This is a genomic window from Variovorax sp. GrIS 2.14, assembly GCF_046115955.1.
In the GTDB taxonomy this organism is placed as follows: Bacteria; Pseudomonadota; Gammaproteobacteria; order Burkholderiales; family Burkholderiaceae_C; genus Variovorax.
This window is the reverse complement of record NZ_JBJXIA010000020.1, coordinates 1-17260: the sequence shown is the minus strand read 5'-3', so window position 1 is coordinate 17260 and position 17260 is coordinate 1. Positions and strand designations below refer to the sequence as shown.

The 17260-nt window shown below is 65.3% G+C and carries 17 protein-coding genes and 1 pseudogene; 4 read left to right on the top strand and 14 right to left on the bottom strand.

Annotated features, from left to right (window positions below):
* Positions 1–15: 15 nt before the first annotated feature.
* From RCH10_RS22865 to RCH10_RS22810, 12 genes are all read right to left on the bottom strand, one after another.
* Positions 16–1596 carry a DUF1800 domain-containing protein gene (locus RCH10_RS22865; RefSeq protein WP_409054209.1) on the bottom strand — a complete coding sequence of 527 codons (1581 nt, stop codon included), beginning with the start codon at positions 1594–1596 and terminating at the stop codon, positions 16–18.
* A complete protein-coding gene (locus tag RCH10_RS22860) occupies positions 1593–2069 on the bottom strand; it encodes a hypothetical protein (protein WP_409054208.1) in 477 nt (158 codons plus the stop codon). The genes RCH10_RS22865 and RCH10_RS22860 overlap by 4 nt, the downstream gene beginning before the upstream one ends.
* Positions 2070–2197: 128 nt before the next feature.
* Positions 2198–2872, bottom strand: a complete 675-nt coding sequence (locus RCH10_RS22855; protein WP_409054207.1) for a DsbA family oxidoreductase — start codon at positions 2870–2872, stop codon at positions 2198–2200.
* A 76-nt stretch (positions 2873–2948) separates the two neighbouring features.
* Entirely contained in the window at positions 2949–4889 is a 1941-nt protein-coding gene (locus RCH10_RS22850) for a bifunctional sugar phosphate isomerase/epimerase/4-hydroxyphenylpyruvate dioxygenase family protein (RefSeq protein ID WP_409054206.1), read from the bottom strand.
* Between the two features lie 172 nt (positions 4890–5061).
* The gene (locus RCH10_RS22845; RefSeq protein ID WP_409054205.1) at positions 5062–5754 is read right to left on the bottom strand and encodes a DUF899 family protein; all 693 of its coding nucleotides are present in this window, start codon (positions 5752–5754) and stop codon (positions 5062–5064) included.
* A 10-nt stretch (positions 5755–5764) separates the two neighbouring features.
* A complete protein-coding gene (locus tag RCH10_RS22840; RefSeq protein ID WP_409054204.1) occupies positions 5765–6529 on the bottom strand; it encodes an alpha/beta fold hydrolase in 765 nt (254 codons plus the stop codon).
* Positions 6526–6960, bottom strand: coding sequence for a carboxymuconolactone decarboxylase family protein (locus RCH10_RS22835; protein WP_187051508.1), 435 nt, complete (start codon positions 6958–6960; stop codon positions 6526–6528). Before RCH10_RS22835 ends, RCH10_RS22840 begins: the two co-directional genes overlap by 4 nt.
* The gene (pcaB, locus tag RCH10_RS22830) at positions 6957–8168 is read right to left on the bottom strand and encodes a 3-carboxy-cis,cis-muconate cycloisomerase (RefSeq protein WP_409054203.1); all 1212 of its coding nucleotides are present in this window, start codon (positions 8166–8168) and stop codon (positions 6957–6959) included. The genes RCH10_RS22835 and pcaB overlap by 4 nt, the downstream gene beginning before the upstream one ends.
* A gap of 1 nt (position 8169) precedes the next feature.
* A complete protein-coding gene (locus RCH10_RS22825) occupies positions 8170–9003 on the bottom strand; it encodes a shikimate dehydrogenase family protein (RefSeq protein WP_409054202.1) in 834 nt (277 codons plus the stop codon).
* 29 nt (positions 9004–9032) lie between these two features.
* Positions 9033–10577 carry a carboxylesterase/lipase family protein gene (locus tag RCH10_RS22820; protein WP_409054201.1) on the bottom strand — a complete coding sequence of 515 codons (1545 nt, stop codon included), beginning with the start codon at positions 10575–10577 and terminating at the stop codon, positions 9033–9035.
* On the bottom strand, positions 10577–11779 hold the full coding sequence (locus RCH10_RS22815; RefSeq protein ID WP_409054200.1) for an MFS transporter: 1203 nt from the start codon (positions 11777–11779) through the stop codon (positions 10577–10579). The genes RCH10_RS22820 and RCH10_RS22815 overlap by 1 nt, the downstream gene beginning before the upstream one ends.
* Positions 11780–11970: 191 nt before the next feature.
* Positions 11971–12879, bottom strand: coding sequence for a shikimate dehydrogenase family protein (locus tag RCH10_RS22810; RefSeq protein WP_409054199.1), 909 nt, complete (start codon positions 12877–12879; stop codon positions 11971–11973).
* Positions 12880–13060: 181 nt separating this feature from the next.
* On the opposite strand from RCH10_RS22810, the gene RCH10_RS22805 reads away from it, so the two are divergent.
* Together RCH10_RS22805 and RCH10_RS22800 are read left to right on the top strand one after the other, a co-directional pair.
* Positions 13061–13846, top strand: a complete 786-nt coding sequence (locus RCH10_RS22805; RefSeq protein WP_323502176.1) for an IclR family transcriptional regulator C-terminal domain-containing protein — start codon at positions 13061–13063, stop codon at positions 13844–13846.
* A gap of 58 nt (positions 13847–13904) precedes the next feature.
* Positions 13905–14831 carry a carbohydrate kinase family protein gene (locus RCH10_RS22800; RefSeq protein WP_409054198.1) on the top strand — a complete coding sequence of 309 codons (927 nt, stop codon included), beginning with the start codon at positions 13905–13907 and terminating at the stop codon, positions 14829–14831.
* Between the two features lie 14 nt (positions 14832–14845).
* Here RCH10_RS22800 and RCH10_RS22795 read toward each other — a convergent pair whose 3' ends face one another.
* Together RCH10_RS22795 and aroC are read right to left on the bottom strand one after the other, a co-directional pair.
* Positions 14846–15145: a DUF4148 domain-containing protein gene (locus RCH10_RS22795; protein ID WP_409054197.1), complete on the bottom strand. Its 300-nt coding sequence runs from the start codon at positions 15143–15145 to the stop codon at positions 14846–14848.
* A gap of 87 nt (positions 15146–15232) precedes the next feature.
* Entirely contained in the window at positions 15233–16387 is a 1155-nt protein-coding gene (gene aroC, locus RCH10_RS22790) for a chorismate synthase (RefSeq protein WP_409054196.1), read from the bottom strand.
* A gap of 88 nt (positions 16388–16475) precedes the next feature.
* Here aroC and RCH10_RS22785 point away from each other — a divergent pair, with 88 nt between their 5' ends.
* Together RCH10_RS22785 and RCH10_RS22780 are read left to right on the top strand one after the other, a co-directional pair.
* Positions 16476–16898 (top strand): cupin domain-containing protein, encoded by a 423-nt coding sequence (locus RCH10_RS22785; RefSeq protein WP_409054195.1) that lies wholly within the window; start codon positions 16476–16478, stop codon positions 16896–16898.
* An 8-nt stretch (positions 16899–16906) separates the two neighbouring features.
* Positions 16907–17086: pseudogene (locus RCH10_RS22780) on the top strand (ArsR family transcriptional regulator); the annotation flags it as partial.
* Positions 17087–17260: the final 174 nt, after the last annotated feature.

The following is a 17260-nucleotide window of genomic DNA, read 5'->3' as shown; positions in this document are numbered from 1 at the left end:
GTTTCCGGTACGTGTTCAGCGATTCATCAACTCGGGCGAAGCGAGCAGGAAAGTGTTCCAGTCCTGCGGCGATCGTGCATCGGCCAGCGCGGCCCGTGTGTCGGCGCCCAAGCCCGGCAACGCCGCACGCACCGCGCCCGACTCGGCCAGCGCCGGGAAGGTCGGGCGTTCCAGCGGCGCGCCATCGTCGGTGCGAAACAGCACTGCGCCGTTGGCACCGATGGCGCGCGCAATCTCGAAGCGCGTGGTCATCTGCCCGGCACTGGCCCACGCCGATTGCGTGAGTGGATAACCATCGGGCGTCTCGTGGCCGTACAGCGGCTCGCCCATGCGGTTGATCCAGCCGATCAGCGGGGCTGTATTCGTCACCACGCGATCGTCGTACGCCAGCCGCACGCCGGCCAGCGCGTAGTGGACCGGATCACGAAACTTGTGGCCGAGCGACGCGCTGAACTCCGGCGAAGAGAACATGGTGGCCAACGTCGCGGCGATGTCGCCATCGCTGCGCGTGAAGGTGTCGGCCATGCGATCGACCAGCACCTGCGACGGCTCGTCCGCAACGAAATAAACGGCAAGCTTGCGCGAGATGAAGCGCGCCGTGGCCGGCGCGCGCGCGAGGCGGTCGAGCGCCTCGTCGACTTCAGCCATCCCATGACCCGTGATCGGTCGGCCCAGCAAGGTCTTGCCGCCATAGTCGTGGCGCTGCGGGTTGAACTCGAACAGCCCGCGGCGCACGTAGTCCTCCGCGAGCGCGGGACGCATGCGCGGCGCTGGCTCGTCGGTCGCGCGCAGCGTGACACCGAGGCCGGTGAGCACGCGCGCCAGCTCCTGCACGTCGGCTTGCGAATAGCCGCTGCCGACCCCCAGCGTATGCAGCTCCATCAGCTCGCGCGCATAGTTTTCATTGATGCGGTTGGCGGCGTTTTGCGCGTTGTCCAGATAGCGCAGCATGGCCGGATGCCGCAACGTGGCACCAAGCAGATCGCGAAACCTGCCGAGCGCGTGCGGCCGGATGGCGCTGTCTTCGTAGTCGCCGATCAGCGCGCGAAGGTTGTCCTTGCGCACGTTGACGTTGAAGTGATTCATCCAGAACCATGTCATCTGCTCTTGCAACTGGTTCGGCGAATAGAGCGCCCGCAGCACGAAGCGTTGTTGCGCCTCGCGCGAAAGCCGATTGAGCTCCTGCTGATAGGCCTGGCGCGCGGCCTTCTTCTGGTCTTCGTCGGGCAAGGCATCGGCCGCCTTGCGTTGCGCCTCGAGCGCGATGGCGAGCTGGTCGACCGGCGTGCGCGAAATGGTCATGCCGTCGACCTGCGCCTGCGCTGCGGTTGGCAGTACGGCCGATCTTGGATTGAGCTGGTCGCGCATCCACGGGCCGAGCCCTCGGCGCGTCAACTGCGCCTCAGTGGCGGTGCTGGCGCCCCAGCTCACCCGGTTGAGCCAGAGCAGGCGTGTGGCTTCGTCCACCGGTGCCGCTGGCAGAGTGACCGTAGCGATCGCGCGACCCGAAGCGGGACCGGTGGAACACCCCGTCAGGAGCACCAGCGCGCAGGCGCCGAGCACGCCCAGGCCAACCGCTGCGCGCAGGGTGGTCATTCGCGGCGCATGTCGTGACGTCGCACGTCGCCGATGGCATGTTGCGCCGCGTCGAGCGCCGCATCGACATGGGCCAGTCCGTGCTGCTGGAACGGACGCGAGCGCGGATCGTCTTCTTCGCGCGCCACGTCGGAGTGCACCTTGCGCAACAGGTCTGCCGCTGCGTGCAGCCGGCCTTCGCGCGGTAGCCATGCATCTGTCGGCGGCTGCCACTGCAGCGACTTGCCGTCCAGCCACGCAGCGCGCTGCAGATCGTTGATAGCGGCAGCAACCTCGTCGCGAACGATCATCTCGTCCTGCGAGACCTGACCGTCTTCAGGGCGGCGATGGTCGACTTGCCAGGCCGCGGAACGCAAATCGGACAACGCGTGAAGATAGAAAGGATGCTTGCCGTATTCGTCGGCAAAGGCCGGTGCAGTGGCAGAGACGGCGGCGGCGGCGAGCGCCAGTGCCAGGATGAAACTTGTCTTCATGTGAGTGTCCTTGACGGGTGACGAGCGGCAATGGCCGCCTCCTCTCAACCCGCCAGGACACACCGGCGTTGACCTGCTTTACCCGCAATGCACAAAGGGAATTAATTTACTCTTTGTGCCCGCGCAAGTCAGGCTGTCGACAGCCTCGCCGGGGCCGCGCCGGCAATTTGCCGCAGCGCGCGTTCGAACACTTCGACCGGCTGGCCGCCCGAAATCAGGTGCTGGTTGTTGATGATGATCGCGGGCACCGAGTGGATGCCGGCGTCGGTGTACATGCGTTCGCGCTCGCGCGTTTCTTCGGCGTACTCGTCGCTCGCCAGAATCTCGCGTGCACGCGCTTCGTCGAGCCCCGCTGCGCCGGCGAGCCGCACCAGCACCTCGGGGTCCGAAGGGTTTTCGCTGTCGGTGAAGTAGGCCTTGAGCAGCGACTTCTTGAGCACGATCTGCTTGTTAACGTCTTCCAGCTCGGCCCAGTGCAGCAACCGATGCGCATCGAAGGTGTTGTAGATGCGTGGCCGGCCGCCGGCACTGAACTGGAAGCCGACCGCAGCGCCGCGCGCACGGATCATCTCTCGCGACTCCGCCTGCTGCTCCCGCGACGAGCCGTACTTCTGGTTCAGATGCTCGAAGGTGTCTTGCCCTTCCTTCGGCATCTGCGGGTTCAGCTCGAACGGCTGAAAGTGCAGCTCGGCCTTGACGTCGGGCGCGACACGGGCCAGCGCCGCTTCGAGCGCACCGAGCCCGACGGCGCACCAGGGGCACGACACATCGGACACGAAATCGATCTTGAGTTGGGTGATCATGGCTTCATTCTTGCCAAGCGCCACCGCCCTTGTTGCGTACAAGGTTTTGCAGGTGGATGAATTCGTGCCCTTAAAGTCATTCCTGTGCCTGCGATGCCATACGCGCCGGTGCGTTGCTGGCGCCATAGCCGTCGTATGCGCCGATGCGCTGCACGACTTCGAAAAACAGTCCCTGCTCGAAACTCTCTGTGTAGATATGAAGGTAGTCGCCCGTGGCCGAACGGTCGAACAGCACGCCTGCAGCGCGCATGCGGTCGAGCAGCGCGGCGTCGATGTCGAGCCGCGTCTGCAGGTCGTCGTAGTAGTTGCCGGAGATGGGTACGAATCGCAAGCCGTTCCCACGCAGCGCAGCGACCGTCTCGAAGATGTCGTCGCAGGCCAGCGCGATGTGATGCACCGCGCCGCCGCCCGTCACGCTCAAGGTGCGCGCGGTGCGGGTGCGCTGGCTCATCGACACGTTGAGTACCAGCCGCACGCTGCGGTCGGCGTTGGCGACGCCGCGGCTGCGGATCAGGCCGAAGGGGTCGGCCAGCTCCAGGCTTTCGCCGGGTTCCAGGCCGAGCACGGCGCGCGAGAACAGCACCCATGTGTCGAGCTGATCCACTGCGAGGCCGAGGGCGACGTGGTCGATCGAGTGCAGCCCCACGACGGCTGCGTCGGACGTCGAAGGGGCATCGTCTTCCATGACGAAGTCCGCTTCGTAAAGGCCCCTGCTGCCGAGCGACGAGGGTACGAAGTGCACCAGATTGCCGCCCGGCGCGACGATAGCCGGCACCTGCACTTCGTCGGGACCGAGCGGGCTGTCATGCCGCTGCGAGCGCATGGCAGTGGCGCGCGCCGCAGCGCCCTGTGGATCGTCGGTGCGAATGCCCAGCGCACACACCGAAGTGCCGTGCGCCTCGAAACGACTTCGCGCGAACGAGTCGGGTTGCGCGTTGACGATGAGATGGATATCGCCCTGCCGATACAGCGCGACCGCCTTCGAGCGATGCTGCCCGACGCGCTTGAACCCAAGCTGTTGCAGCAGCGCGCCGAGCGTGCCGGCCGATCCCGCCGGACCCTCGCTGGCTGCGAACTCGATGAAGGTGATGCCAGAAAGTGCCGGCATCGGCGGCGGGCTGAACAGCTCGATGGTGTCGCCCACGCGCTGCGCCCGCGTTGAAGTTTTGCGTGTCGTTGACTGCGTCTCGGACCGCGCTTCAAGACGATCGCGCACCTGGCTTTCAAGGTACAGCAGGGACCGCATTGCATCGACCGCGGTGCGACGGTTCGGCGTTTCGCGGAACACGTCGTTGAAAATCTCGAGCGACAACGGCCCCGTGTAGCCGGCCAGCAGCGTCTTCTCGAAAAAGGTCACGACATCGAGATCGCCCTGCGCCGGAAACAAGCGATGGTGGCGTGCCCACTGCAGCACCGACATGTCGAGCAAGGGCGCGTCGGCCATCTGCAGGAAAAAGATCTTGTCGCCGGGGATCTCGACAATGCCGGCCGGATCGTCCTTCAGCGACAGCGTATGAAAGCTGTCGAGGATCAGGCCCAGATGCGGATGATCGGCGCGACGCACGATGTCCCAGGCCTGGCTGTAGAGGTGGGTCTTGCGACCCCACGCCAGTGCCTCGAAGCCGACCCGCAGGTTGCGGCGCGCCGCGCGCTCGGCCAGTTCGTGCAACTGCGCCGCGGCGAGCGCCGGGTCGTCGAGGGTTGCCGGCGAGGTGTTCGAGCAGCACAGAACCAGCGGCGCGCCCATCGCTTGCATCAGGTCGAACTTGCGCTCGGCACGCTCCAGGCTCCGGCGGAATTGCGGCTCCGGCATGGCTTCGAAATCGCGAAACGGCTGGTACAGATCGATCGACAGGCCCAGGTCTTTGGTGATGCGACCGAGTTCGGCCGCGCTGCCGTTGAAGTTGATGAAGTCGTTCTCGAACAGTTCGATGCCGTCGAAGCCTGCAGCAGAAATCGATTCGAGTTTTTGACGCAGCGTGCCGCTCAGGGACACGGTCGCGATGGAGCGGTGCACGGTGTGGGTCAGTCGTTCGATGTGGTGCGGGAGGCCATGGGTGCCACTTTAGAAAGGCATTGCGCCGCCGACAATGCAAACGGAACTCGTCGCGTTCGATCATCGATCAGTGACGAGCGATATTCAGACGTTCTCGGGGTTTGCCCTTAGCAACCGCGCTAAGCCGCTCAACTCAATACGCCAGCTTCGGATACCAGTCGCTGCCCCGCCCCGCCGGCGTCAGGTCCAGGATGTTCCACAGCGGCGTCGGGTCCGGCGCACCGCGAGCGTCTTCGCCGGGGTCGGCCGTGCCGCCGAGTTCGGATCCCCAGAAATGGAAGACCTTGCCGTCACGCTTGACCCACACGTCGAGCGCCGGCCATTCGTTGCCATCCGGCGCGAGCCCGCGATAGTCGCGAGCGAAGTCGTCGCCGACGGTCGCGTAGAACTCGAGGTTGCGCCAGCCGCGCTCGCGTGCGAACGCCAACTGACGCTCGACCGGCGAGCGCCCGATCACGGCGATTGCCACCTTCTGCACCAGGTCGCGCACTGGCGTGTCCATGGCACCCAGAAACGACGTGCACATCGGGCAGGCTTGCTTTCGCTCGGGGCCGTACATCCAGAAGTAGGTGACGAGCGTGTCGTGCGCGCCGAACAAGTCGACCATGGGCAATGTCTTGCCGTTCTCGTCCTTGAACTCGTAGCCGCGCGCTTCGCCGCCTGGAGGCAAGGCGCGGCGTTGGGCGGCGACGCGCTCGATGTGGCGCCGGAGTTCGATCTCTTCGGTCAGCAGCGCCGTGCGTGCCTTACGGTACTCGGCGCTGTCGTTGGGGTAAGGCTTGCTCGCTGCAGCTGCGAGTTCGGTCGCAGGTTTCAGTGCGGTCATCGCGTTCCTTTCAGAGACTGCGCCAGAAGTCGATCAGCAACTGCGTGAACTCGACCGGGCGCTCCACTGCGCTCAGGTGCGCTGCGTCGATGGTCGCCAGCCGCGCGCCGGGGATGGCCGCCACCATGGCTTCCGACATCGCCATCGGCGTGGCCTCGTCCTGCAGGCCACCGATGACCAGCGTCGGCACGGCGATGCGTCGGTTGCTCTCGCGAAAGTCGATGGCCGCGACCGCCTTGCAGCTTGCGATGTAAGCCTGCGGCTCGTTGCGCAGCAGCACGTCTTTCAGCGCCTCTGCGGCGGCCGTGCCGTCCTGGGTACTGGTGTAGCCGGGCGTGAGCCAGCGCGAGACGGCGCCCGGCGCGATGGCTGCGATGCCGCCGGTGCGGACGGTCTCCTCACGGGCTGTCCAAGAGGCTTGGTCGGGGTAATGGGCCGCCGAGTTGGCGATCGCCAGCGTCTTCAACAATTCCGGGTGCTGCACTGCCAGTGCTTGCGCCGTCATGCCGCCCATCGAGAGCCCGACGAAGTGCACGGGCTCGCCGTCGGCCTCGCGCGCGAGGAGGTCGGCCGCGTCGTGCGCCAGCATGTCGATGCGCAAGTCGCCAGGCACGATTTCCGATGCGCCGTGGTTGCGGTGGTCGTAGCGCAACACGGTGTGCGCGCGAGACAGCAACGCGGCCACGCCGTCCCACATGTGAAGGTCGCAGCCGAGTGCATGGCTCAGCACGACGATCGGGCCTTCGCCTTCGCGCAGGACGTTGAGACGGGTCATGGTGTTCCTGGTGGTTTCGGTGTCACTGGTGTGCCTGCGGGCAGCAGCCCCTTCTCGCGCAGGATGCCCGCTGCGATGCCGAAGGCATGGTTGGCGACCGGCACGCCGCAGTAGATGGCGGCCATCATGATCACTTCCTTGATGTCGTCGGGCGTCAGGCGTGACTCGGGCGGGCCATCGAGCGCGGCGCGCACGTGCATCGCGAACTCTTCGTACGCATGGATGCCCAGCATCATCGACAGCACCATGTAGCGGCGCGTCTTGTCGCCGAGCGCCGGCCGGCCCCAGATGTCGTTCCACGCATGGCGCGTGATGAGCTCCTGGAACTCGGCGTTGAAGTCGTTGCGATTGGCCAGCGACTTGTCGACCCATGCATCGCCCAGCACGCGGCGCCGGTTGACGAGCCCGGACTCGTAGGTGTCATCGGTCATTGCGAAATTTCCTTGCTTGAAAGTCGGGCCTTAAGCGCATCGACTTCGGCCAGCGCGATGTCACCGGCGCTGTCGGCCAGCGCCACCGAGAACCATTCGTCCGCGGCGTCTTGCGGCAGCTCGGCGCGCAGCCGTTCGATGTTGGCGCGCATACGTGCGGTATCGACCTGCAGGCCCGGCAAGGCGCTCGCCATCGCTCGCACGCTGCCGTGCGCCGACATCAATAGCTGCGGCCATTCGGCCAGTTCGGCCTGCCAGGCGCCGAGCGCGCGTTCGTGTTCTTGCGGCATGGCGGCGAGCAACGCAGCGACCCGCTGCGGCGTGCGGTGCGCAGCCGCGATAGCGACCATCGACGCCACCGGATTGCGTTTGTGCGGCATGGCCGACGAGCCGCCGCGGCCGGGCTCGCTCGGCTCGGCGACTTCGCCCACTTCGTACTGACCCAGCAGCGCGATGTCGCCGGCGATCTTGCCGAGGCTGCCGGTCATCAACGCGAGCTCGCAGCCGAGAGCGACCCACTCGTCGCGCTGCGTGTGCCAGGTTGCGCCGGGATCGCCGAGCGCCAGGTCGGTCGCCATGCGCCGGCGCACCGCCGCGCCCTGCCCGCGCATCTGCGCCAGCGTGCCGACCGCACCCCCCAGCTGCACCTGCAGCGCGCGCTTTGTCGCGCTGCGCAATCGCAGGCGGCTGCGCACCAGCGGCGCCGCCCAGCCCGCGCACTTGAAGCCGAAGCTGGTGACCGAGGCCGGCTGCATCAGCGTGCGCGCCAGCATCGGCGTGGTCGCATGCAACGTGGCGAGCTTGAGCAGCGCATCGGTCGCCTTCGCCAGATCGGCTTCGACCAACGCCACCGCCTCGCGCGTGACCAGCGACATCGCCGTGTCGATCACGTCCTGGCTGGTGCTGCCGAAATGCACGAACGGTGCGGCGTCCTTGTTGAACAGGCCCACCGCCTCGCGCAAGGTCTTGACCAGCGGGATGGCGACGCTGCCGGCACGGCCGCTTTCACGCACGATCTTGGCGACGTCGAACAGCTCCACCTTGCAGCTGCCGACGATGGTCTGTGCGGCCGCCTCGGGGATCAGACCCTCTGCTGCTTGCGCTCGCGCCAGCGCGGCCTCGAAGCGCAGCATCGCGCTGACGAAGTTGGTGTCGCTGAAGGCCGCCAGCGTTTCGGATGTGGAAAGAAAACCTTCGAAGATGCTCATGTCAGTAGCGTAACTGCGCCACGGCGCGGAGGTCGTCCGGCGATGCAGTGCCAAAGCCGAAAAACTCCAGGTACGCCGGGATCATTTCGAACAACATGTCGGTGCCGACCTGTACCGCGCAGCCCTTGTCTTTGGCCGCCTGCAGCAGCGGCGTGTACTCGGTCTTCATCACGACCTCGCCGACGAAGGTGCCCGGCGCGATGCGGTCGATGTCGAAAGGCAACGGGTCGCCGTCTTTCATGCCGAGCGGCGTCGCGTTGACCACGACGTCGAAGCCGGCCGGGTCTTTGGAGCCAGTGGTAACGACCATCTTGGGGTAGTGCTCGCGCAGCCGCGCAGCCAGCGCATTGGCCGATGCATCGCTCATGTCGAACAACGCCAGCTCAGCCGCCCCCGCTGCAGCGATCGACGCAGCAATGGCCGAGCCGACACCGCCCGTACCCGACACCAGCACACGCGTCCCCTTGAAAAGCCGGCCCTTGCGCTCGACGCCGCGCACGAAGCCGGCGCCATCGAACTGGTCGCCGAGCAACGTGCCATCGGGTCGCTTCAGGATGGCGTTGCACGCGCCGGCGATGCGCGCTGTCGGCGTGACCTCGTCCATCAATGCGACTGTCGAAACCTTGTGCGGCATCGTCACCAGCGCACCGCGAATGTTGCTGAACCGGAAGATCGCCGCGAGCGATGCAGCGTAGTCGTCGGGCTTGACGCCCATCGGCACGACTACCGCATCGATGCCTTGCTGGTCGAACCAGGGGTTGTAGATCATCGGCGCCTTGAAGGCTTCGGTCGGGAAGCCCAAGTGGGCGATGAGCATGGTCTTGCCGGAAATCATGGTGACGATCTGAAAGGGTCGGTGCGGGGTCAGCGCAAGAAAGAAAGATGGGCTTTGCGCGGGATGTCGATGGGCACGGGCGCAGCCTTGATTTCGAGCACCGTGGGCTTCGTAAACTGACTCGCATCCGATGGCTCGAACTGCGGCCAATGCGGCAGGCCTTGGTCGTCTCCTTCACCATTCGGGTTGCCGCTCTTCGCGAAGTTGGCCCACCAACCCTGCATCAGCGCGGTGATGCGGTCGTCGTCGGCACCCCAATCGCGATCGAGCACGCGCGTGGTGCCGAAGATGTACGGGTACTCGGAGCTGTGGAACACGCCGAGCTTCGCGGCCGGTTCGCCGTCCCCGGACTCGCGATAGCGCTGGCCTTTCCTGAATGGCTGCAACTGCGCGAAGTGATAGGCCCAGGTCGGTGCAACGGCAGCTTGCGCACTCGCCGCTGCGACCACGCCGCCAGCGAAGAGCCCATCGCCGAAGAGCGCGCGGCTCGACGTCACCGCCTCGGCATCGCTGCCCGCGGGATAGAAGCGCTCAGCCTCTGCGGCACGGTCGCCGAAGCGTTTCTGCAGATGCGTTTTGAACGACGTGGCCGACGATGCTGCCGGAAAGGTCGAGCCTTCGTCACGCGTCCAGCCGGTCAGGAACGGCACGCGCTGCTGCTCACCCGCCGCAAAGCTTTCGGCCAGCGGCTTCTGCAGGAACTTGCCGTCGACGATCGGCATGAAGCGGTGCGGTTGCGCGAGGTAGCGCTGCATCAAATCGTCTGCGCTGAGCGCGCGCAACGACGCGAGCGAATCCGCGCCGGTACCGCCCGCGAAGTCGACGCCCTGTGCCTCGCCGGTCGCAAGGCTCGGCGTCGGGTTGAGGCCGAAGCTCTGCGCGATCGCGTGCTTGAAGAGGCCGCGCGCTTCGGGCGCCGCCATCAACGCGATCACGCCATGCGCACCAGCCGACTGGCCGAACACGGTGACGCGCGCCGGGTCGCCGCCGAACGCTGCGATGTTGCGCTGGACCCAACGCAACGCGGCGGCCATGTCGAGCAGCCCGTAGTTGCCCGATGCGCCTTCCGCCTCCGCACTGAGGGCCGGATGCGCCATGAAACCGAAGGGCCCGAGCCGGTAGTTGAAGGTGACCAGCACCACGCCCTGCTTTGCCAGGTCACCGCGCACGAACACGGGGTTGGAAGCCGCGCCTTGCTGGAAGGCACCGCCATGGATCCACACCATGACAGGCAGCGCTTCACCGCCACGATCCGCCGGTTCGTTCGACGTCCACACGTTGAGGTAGAGACAGTCTTCGCTCATCGGCTGCACGCCGGAATACTCGGCGTAGACCGAATCCGGCGCGCGCCCCGGCTGCGTGCATTGCGGCGAGAACTTGTCGGCACGGCGCACGCCGTCCCAAGCGGTGAGCGGTGCCGGCGCACGCCAGCGCAAGTCGCCGACAGGTGCCGCAGCGAATGGAATGCCGCGCCATGCACACAGGCCGGTCGCCTCGTCGCGAACGCCTTCGATGAGGCCGCTGTCGATGCGTACCGGCGCGAGCGCGGCGACCTTCGACGCCACTTCCGACATCACGCACGAACCTTGTTCATCTTCTTGCCGAGTTCATGCATCGGCACCTTGTACGTCTCCGGCGCGGTAAAGATCGAGATCGCCGCAATCACGGAAGCCGCACTCACGAGCCCCGCCACCGGCATCCAGCCATTGATGCCTTCGCCCATGATGGCCGCGCTGATGGTCGGCGCAAAACCTCCGAGCGCAAATCCGATCTGCGTGCCGATGGCCATGCCCGACAAGCGAACGCGCGTGTCGAACATTTCGCCGTAGAGCGAAGGCCACACCGCGTTGGCGGCGCTGTAGACGATGCCAGAGGTGAGCAGGCCGAACAGGAAGATCAGATTCAGGTCGCCGCGGCTGATGGCCCACAACGTCGGCCAGATCAGCACCGCACAACCCAGCGCGCCGAAGATGAAGATCGGTCGGCGGCCGACCTTGTCGGACAGCATCGCCCACAGCGGAATCGCGGCCAGCGCAACGACGTTGGCGCAGACCAGCAACGTCAGCATGGTGGTGCGCGGGATGTGCACAGTGTTGACCGCATACGAGAGCACGAAAATGCCGAAGATGGTGCTGGTCACCGACACCAGCGCTCCAAAGACGACACGCAGCACGGCCGGCGTGTGGTCGCGAAAGAGCACGGCGGCGGGCATTTCGACGGTGGCGTTCGCGTCGGCTTCTTCCTTGAAAGCCGGCGTTTCCGGCAGCGTGCGGCGCACCCAGAAACCGACCGCCACCACGATCGCGCTCAGAAAGAACGGGATGCGCCAGCCCCACGAAAGCAACTGCTCTTCAGGCAACGACGCGATCGGCAAGAAGACGAGGGTCGCGAGGATGAAGCCCATCTGCGTTCCGCTCAATGTGAAGCTCGTGAAGAAGGCGCGCCGATGGGCCGGCGCGTGCTCCAGCGTCATCGAGTTGGCACCGGCCTGCTCGCCTGCGGCCGACAGTCCCTGCAGCAGACGCAGCACCACCAGCATGATTGGTGCTGCGATGCCGACCTGGTTGTAGGTGGGCAGCAGCCCGATCAAAAATGTCGAGATCCCCATCAGCAGCAGCGTGAATGTGAGCACCTTCTTACGACCGAACTTGTCGCCGATGTGGCCCATGAAAAACGCACCGATCGGCCGCGTGACATAGCCGACGCCGAAGGTCGCAAAGGCCGCGACGGTCGCCAGCTTGGGATCGATCGTCGGAAAAAAGATCTTGCCGAACACCAGCGCTGCTGGCGGTGCCGTAAATGAAGAAGTCGTAGTACTCGACCGCACTGCCGATCCAGCTTGCAAAGGCGGCTTTTCTGGGCGTCTTGACGCCCTCCGGTTCTCCCGTGTTGTCGAACGTTCGCACGTTATTCATCGTGATGGCCATGGTTTTGTCTCTATGGTTGGAAAAAGTGGTTCGGCGTGATTTACCGATATAGCCGCGGGTTCTCGATCTCGTCGGCCATGGCCGCGGGATAGATCAGCTCACGCAAGAAGTCGGCGTCGTCGCGCAGCGCTTCGGCGGCCTTCGCGTAGCCGAAGTAGGCGAGGTAGTGCGGCATCTGTTGCACCAGCATCTCGAAGCCGGCTTGCGCATGCAGGCCACGCGCCCGCCCAGCGCGCACCAAGGGCGTCGGCTGGCCGCGCAGCAGGATGTCGAACACCGCTGCGTGGTTGTCCATGCGCGCTACATCCAACGGCAACGCATCGCCTTCGTTCAGCCCGAGCGGTGTCGCGTTGATGACCAGGTCATAGCCGGCCGGGTCGTTGCTGTCGACCGCAACCACCGTCGCATCGAAGAACGAATCGAGCTTCACCGCGACGCCGGCCGCCTTGCCCGCCACGACGTCGTGCAGCGCGATGTGCTCGGCGCCGTTGACGGTGCCGCCTTCGGCCAAAGCGACGCCGATGGCCGCCGCGCTCACTCCGGCACCCAGGATGAGCACACGCTTGCCGCGAAAAGGAATCCTGTAGTGGTCGAGTGCGCCGATCAGGCCTTCACCATCGAACAGATCGCCTTCGAGTTGGTCGTGTTCGGCGCGGCGGACCACGTTGACCGAGCCGGCGACACGGCCGAACAATCCGCAGCCATCGAGCAGGTCGACCACCAGCGGCTTGTGCGGCGGCGCGATCAACATGCCGCGCACATTGCGGGCTAGAAATGCGGACTTGAAGAACACCGCGAAATCGCGCCGCGGTACTTGCATCGGCAGCAGCACGGCGTCGATGTCGAAGCGCTCGAACACCGCGTTGAACATCCGCGGCAGGCGCACGTTGCGTACCGGATCGCCCGGTAGCAGGTACGCCTGGGTGCTGCCATGAATGGTGGAGGTCATGAATGTCTCTGCGCTTTGTTCGATCGCCCGTCTGGTGGGGCGTGCGGGGACTCTATCGACAGCGCTTCAGGCAGTACATTCGGATCTCACCCAAACGATCGATGAGCGAACGACCGAGTGCGTTAATCGCGCACATTCAGGGTTTCTCCTATGCAGATCGGCAACACAGAGGACGCACCAGATGCCCAAAGAAGGCTCCCCGACGCCCGCCGGGCTCGAAAAGCGCGACTGGATCGCTGGCCTGGAGCGCGGCGTAAGCATCATCGAAGCCTTCGACGACGCCAACCCCCGGCTCACCGCCAGCCAGGCCGGGCAGCGCACCGGCATGACGCGCACGGCAGCACGGCGCTACCTGCTGACCTTGCAACACATGGGCTACGTCGCCAGCGACGACAAGCTCTTCTGGCTGACGCCGCGCGTGCTGCGGCTCGGTCAGTCGTACCTCGAATCGGCACGGCTGCCGCGCATCGTCCAACCTTTCTTGCAGCGCGTCGCAGCGGGCACGCACGAGATCGCCTACCTGAGCGTGATGGACGGCGACGAGGTGGTCTACATCGCGCGCAACGGCCCCAACCGCAGCATGAGCACCGGCTACGTGCTCGGGGCGCGCGTGCCGGCGCAGGTGACCGCGGCGGGCATGCTGATGCTGGCGCTGCGCAGCGACGCCGACATGGCGACCTGGCTGGCGAAGCACGAGCTCAAGGTCTTCACTTCGCACACCATCGCGAGCAAGGAGCGCATGAAGCTCGAGCTGGCCCGCATCCGTGCACAAGGCTGGGCGATATCGGAACAGCAGCTCGACCTCAACTCACGCGGCATCGCGGTGCCTTTGCGCGACCGGCACGGTGAACTGGTCGGCGCCCTCAACATCACGATGCCGATGGGCCATGAGGGCTCAGAAGAAGCGGTGGCGCGCGTGCTGCCCGTGCTGCGCGAAACGGCGCAGGCGATGCGCAGTCTGATTTGAAGTATTGGCGCCGGGGAAGCCCGATTTCTATACTGGCGACCCACTCAAAGGAGATTGAATGTTCGTGGTTTGCGGCGAAGCCCTGATGGATGTGTATGCGGGCGAATCGACGCCGACCGGGTTGAGCTTCGATGCCCGCATCGGCGGCTCGCCCTTCAACGTGGCGGTCGGGCTGGCGCGCCTGGGCAGGCCTGTCGCATTGCTCACCGGCTTGTCGACCGACAGTGCCGGCGAGCGCCTGCTCACAGCGCTGCAAGACGAGCAGGTCGACACCTCGTTGCTGCTCAGAAGCGACGCGCCGAGCACGCTGAGCGTTATCAGCCTCGATGCCCACGGCGTACCGCGCTATGCGTTTCATGGCACCGGCGCTGCAGATCGGCAAATCACTTTAGACACCCTGCCCGCCTTGCCGCCCACCACGCGCGTGCTGCAGTTCGGCTCTTACGCATTGGTAGTCGAGCCGGTCGGCTCTGCGTTGCTGGCATTGGCCGCACGCGCTCACGCGCACCGGCTCATCGCCTACGACCCGAATGTGCGCCTCAACGTCGAGCCCGATCTGTCGCGCTGGCGTGCAGTGGTCGAGCAAATGGTAGCGCTGTCGCACTTCGTGAAGGTGAGCGACGAAGACCTGGCGCTGCTCTACCCCGGCGAAGAGCCGGGGCAAGTGGCTGTGCGCTGGCTGGGCGTCGGTGTTTCACTGGTGACAGTCACGCGGGGCGCACACGGCGCGAGTTCATGGACGCGAAATGCGAAGGTCGATGTACCTTCGTTGCCGGTGAAAGTGGTGGACACCGTCGGTGCCGGCGATACCTTTCAAGCTGCGCTGCTGAGCTGGCTTGATGAGCAGGACAAGCTGAGTGCGTCGGCGATGGCATCGCTCGACACGCAGGCCCTCGAAGCGATGCTGAAGTTCGCCTCGAAGGCGTCGTCGATCACCTGCTCGCGCCGCGGTGGGGACATGCCGCGCCGCGGCGAACTGGACTGATCGCGAAGCGTCTTTCAGCGAACGCGGGTCTGAACCGTCAGGTCGCCGTCGCCGTAGGTCTGTGCGCCGGCTGACGTGATCGACCGTGCACCTGCACGCACTGCCGTGCGATCGGCCATGCCGGTACGCGCGATGGTGCCGGTACCGCCATTGGTGATGGGCACCGCGCTGTACGCCTGGGCCTGCACGTCGGCGCGCGACATCGTCGACACGAATGGCTGCGGCGGCAGCGGGTTCTGTTCACCCTGAAAGGCCTGCGCGCCGATGGCCGCAAAACCGGTGATTGCTGCAACTGCGATGAGCTTGATGTTCATGATGAAACTCCGTGAAAGAAGGATTGAAGTCGATCCGAATAGACCGCCTTTAACCAGTACGGATGAATCACCGCCGCAGATTCATTTCTAGAGAAAAGAAGATTGCGGGCCTTCGGACTCGTCGGAGGTGCCGGCTTCGCTGCTCGCATTGCCGAAGGGCCGTGAACGACGTCCCGAGTTACTGATGTCGCCGTTCTGCGCGCGATTTCGCAGTGCATGTTCCATCACCACCAACGCCAGCATCGCCTCGGCAATGGGCGTGGCACGAATGCCGACGCACGGGTCGTGGCGGCCCTTGGTCACCACCTCGACCGGCTGGTTGTTGATGTCGACCGACTGCCGCGGGCTGACGATCGAACTCGTCGGCTTGATCGCGATACTCACTTCGAGGTCTTGCCCCGACGTGATGCCGCCCAGGGTGCCGCCCGAGTTGTTGGTGGCAAAGCCCTGCGGCGTGATCGAGTCGCCGTGCATGGTGCCGCGCTGCGTCACGCTGGCAAAGCCGGCACCGATCTCCACGCCCTTGACCGCGTTGATGCCCATCATGGCGTAGGCGATGTCGGAATCCATCTTGTCGAACAGTGGCTCGCCCAAGCCGACCGGCACCCTGCTCGCCGTCACCCGTATGCGCGCGCCGCAGGAGTCACCTGCCTTGCGCAGCGCATCCATGTATGCCTCGAGATCGCTCACATCGGCCTTCGGCGCGAAGAACGGGTTGTTCGGCACGTGCTCCCAGCCCTCGAACGGAATGACGATGCCGCCAATTTGCGCCATGCAGCCGCGGAACTGCGTTCCGTACTTTTCGAACAACCACTTCTTGGCGACCGCGCCGGCCGCGACCATCGGCGCCGTGAGCCGGGCAGAAGAGCGGCCACCACCGCGCGGATCGCGAATGCCGTACTTCTTCCAATAGGTGAAGTCGGCATGGCCCGGCCTGAACTGCTGCGCGATCTGGCCGTAGTCCTTGCTGCGCTGGTCGGTGTTCTGGATCAGCAGCGCGATCGGCGTGCCAGTGGTCTTGCCTTCGTACACGCCGCTCAAGATCTGCACAGCGTCGGGCTCGTTGCGCTGCGTGACGTGGCGGCTGGTGCCGGGGCGGCGGCGATCGAGGTCGCCCTGTATGTCGGTCTCGGTCAGCGCCATGCCAGGTGGGCAGCCGTCGATGACGCACCCGATCGCGGGGCCGTGAGATTCACCGAAGTTGGTGACTGCGAAAAGGGTGCCGAAGGTATTGCCGCTCATGGGCCGGGATTATCGACGGAGCGGGAATGCTTTATGCATGCTGCGCCGCAGCAACCCCACCCCTGCCACCTACGCAAAGGAGCGCTTCATGCTGGACCGTACCGCCACCAAGTTTTCGCACGTCAAACCCGGCGACACCGATTTCAAGCCCGGCGGCCTGCGCGACTTCTTCCTGTACCGCGACCTGGGCGTGGCCGAAGCGACCAACGGCGCCGTCATCGCGCACCTCGTGAAGGCGAACATGCCCCCGGAAGAGGGCACGGGATGGCACCGACATGAGGCGGATTTCCAGATCGTCATCATGACCAAGGGCTGGGCCAAGTTCATGTACGAAGACAAGGAAACGCTGGTCGAGGCCGGCGACGTGGTGCACCAGCGCCCCGGCATCGGGCATTTCTTGTTCGACTACTCGCCGGACATGGAATACCTGGAAATCGTGTCGCCGGCGGACTTCAAGAGCGTGGATGTCGAGCCGGCGGCTGAGGTGCCGGCGCCTATGCCTTGGAAATAAGCGCGATCTTTATCGAGCCACCGTCGGACGCCTGGGAGATGTATCGCGTGTTGGCCGAAGAGCGCCGACGACGCGAGATCGAACCTATGTTGTCAATGCCCCGCAATGCGCTGCTCGAAACCCCGACCGGCGATGCCGAGCGTCACGCGCAAGAGCTTTTGTGCGAGATGCACGACCTCAACGACCAAGGAGCGTTTGATCGGCGAGGCAAGGACAACAAGAAGGAGGGTTGAGAAGCGCTGGTGCGAGGCTCAGGCCGGCGCGGTGGAGCCTGTCCTGAATTTTGTGTTCGAGGCATAGCATGACCCCAAGGAGCATGTATGCCGACGAGCAAGACGAAGACGAAGAACGCGGCGATCGCC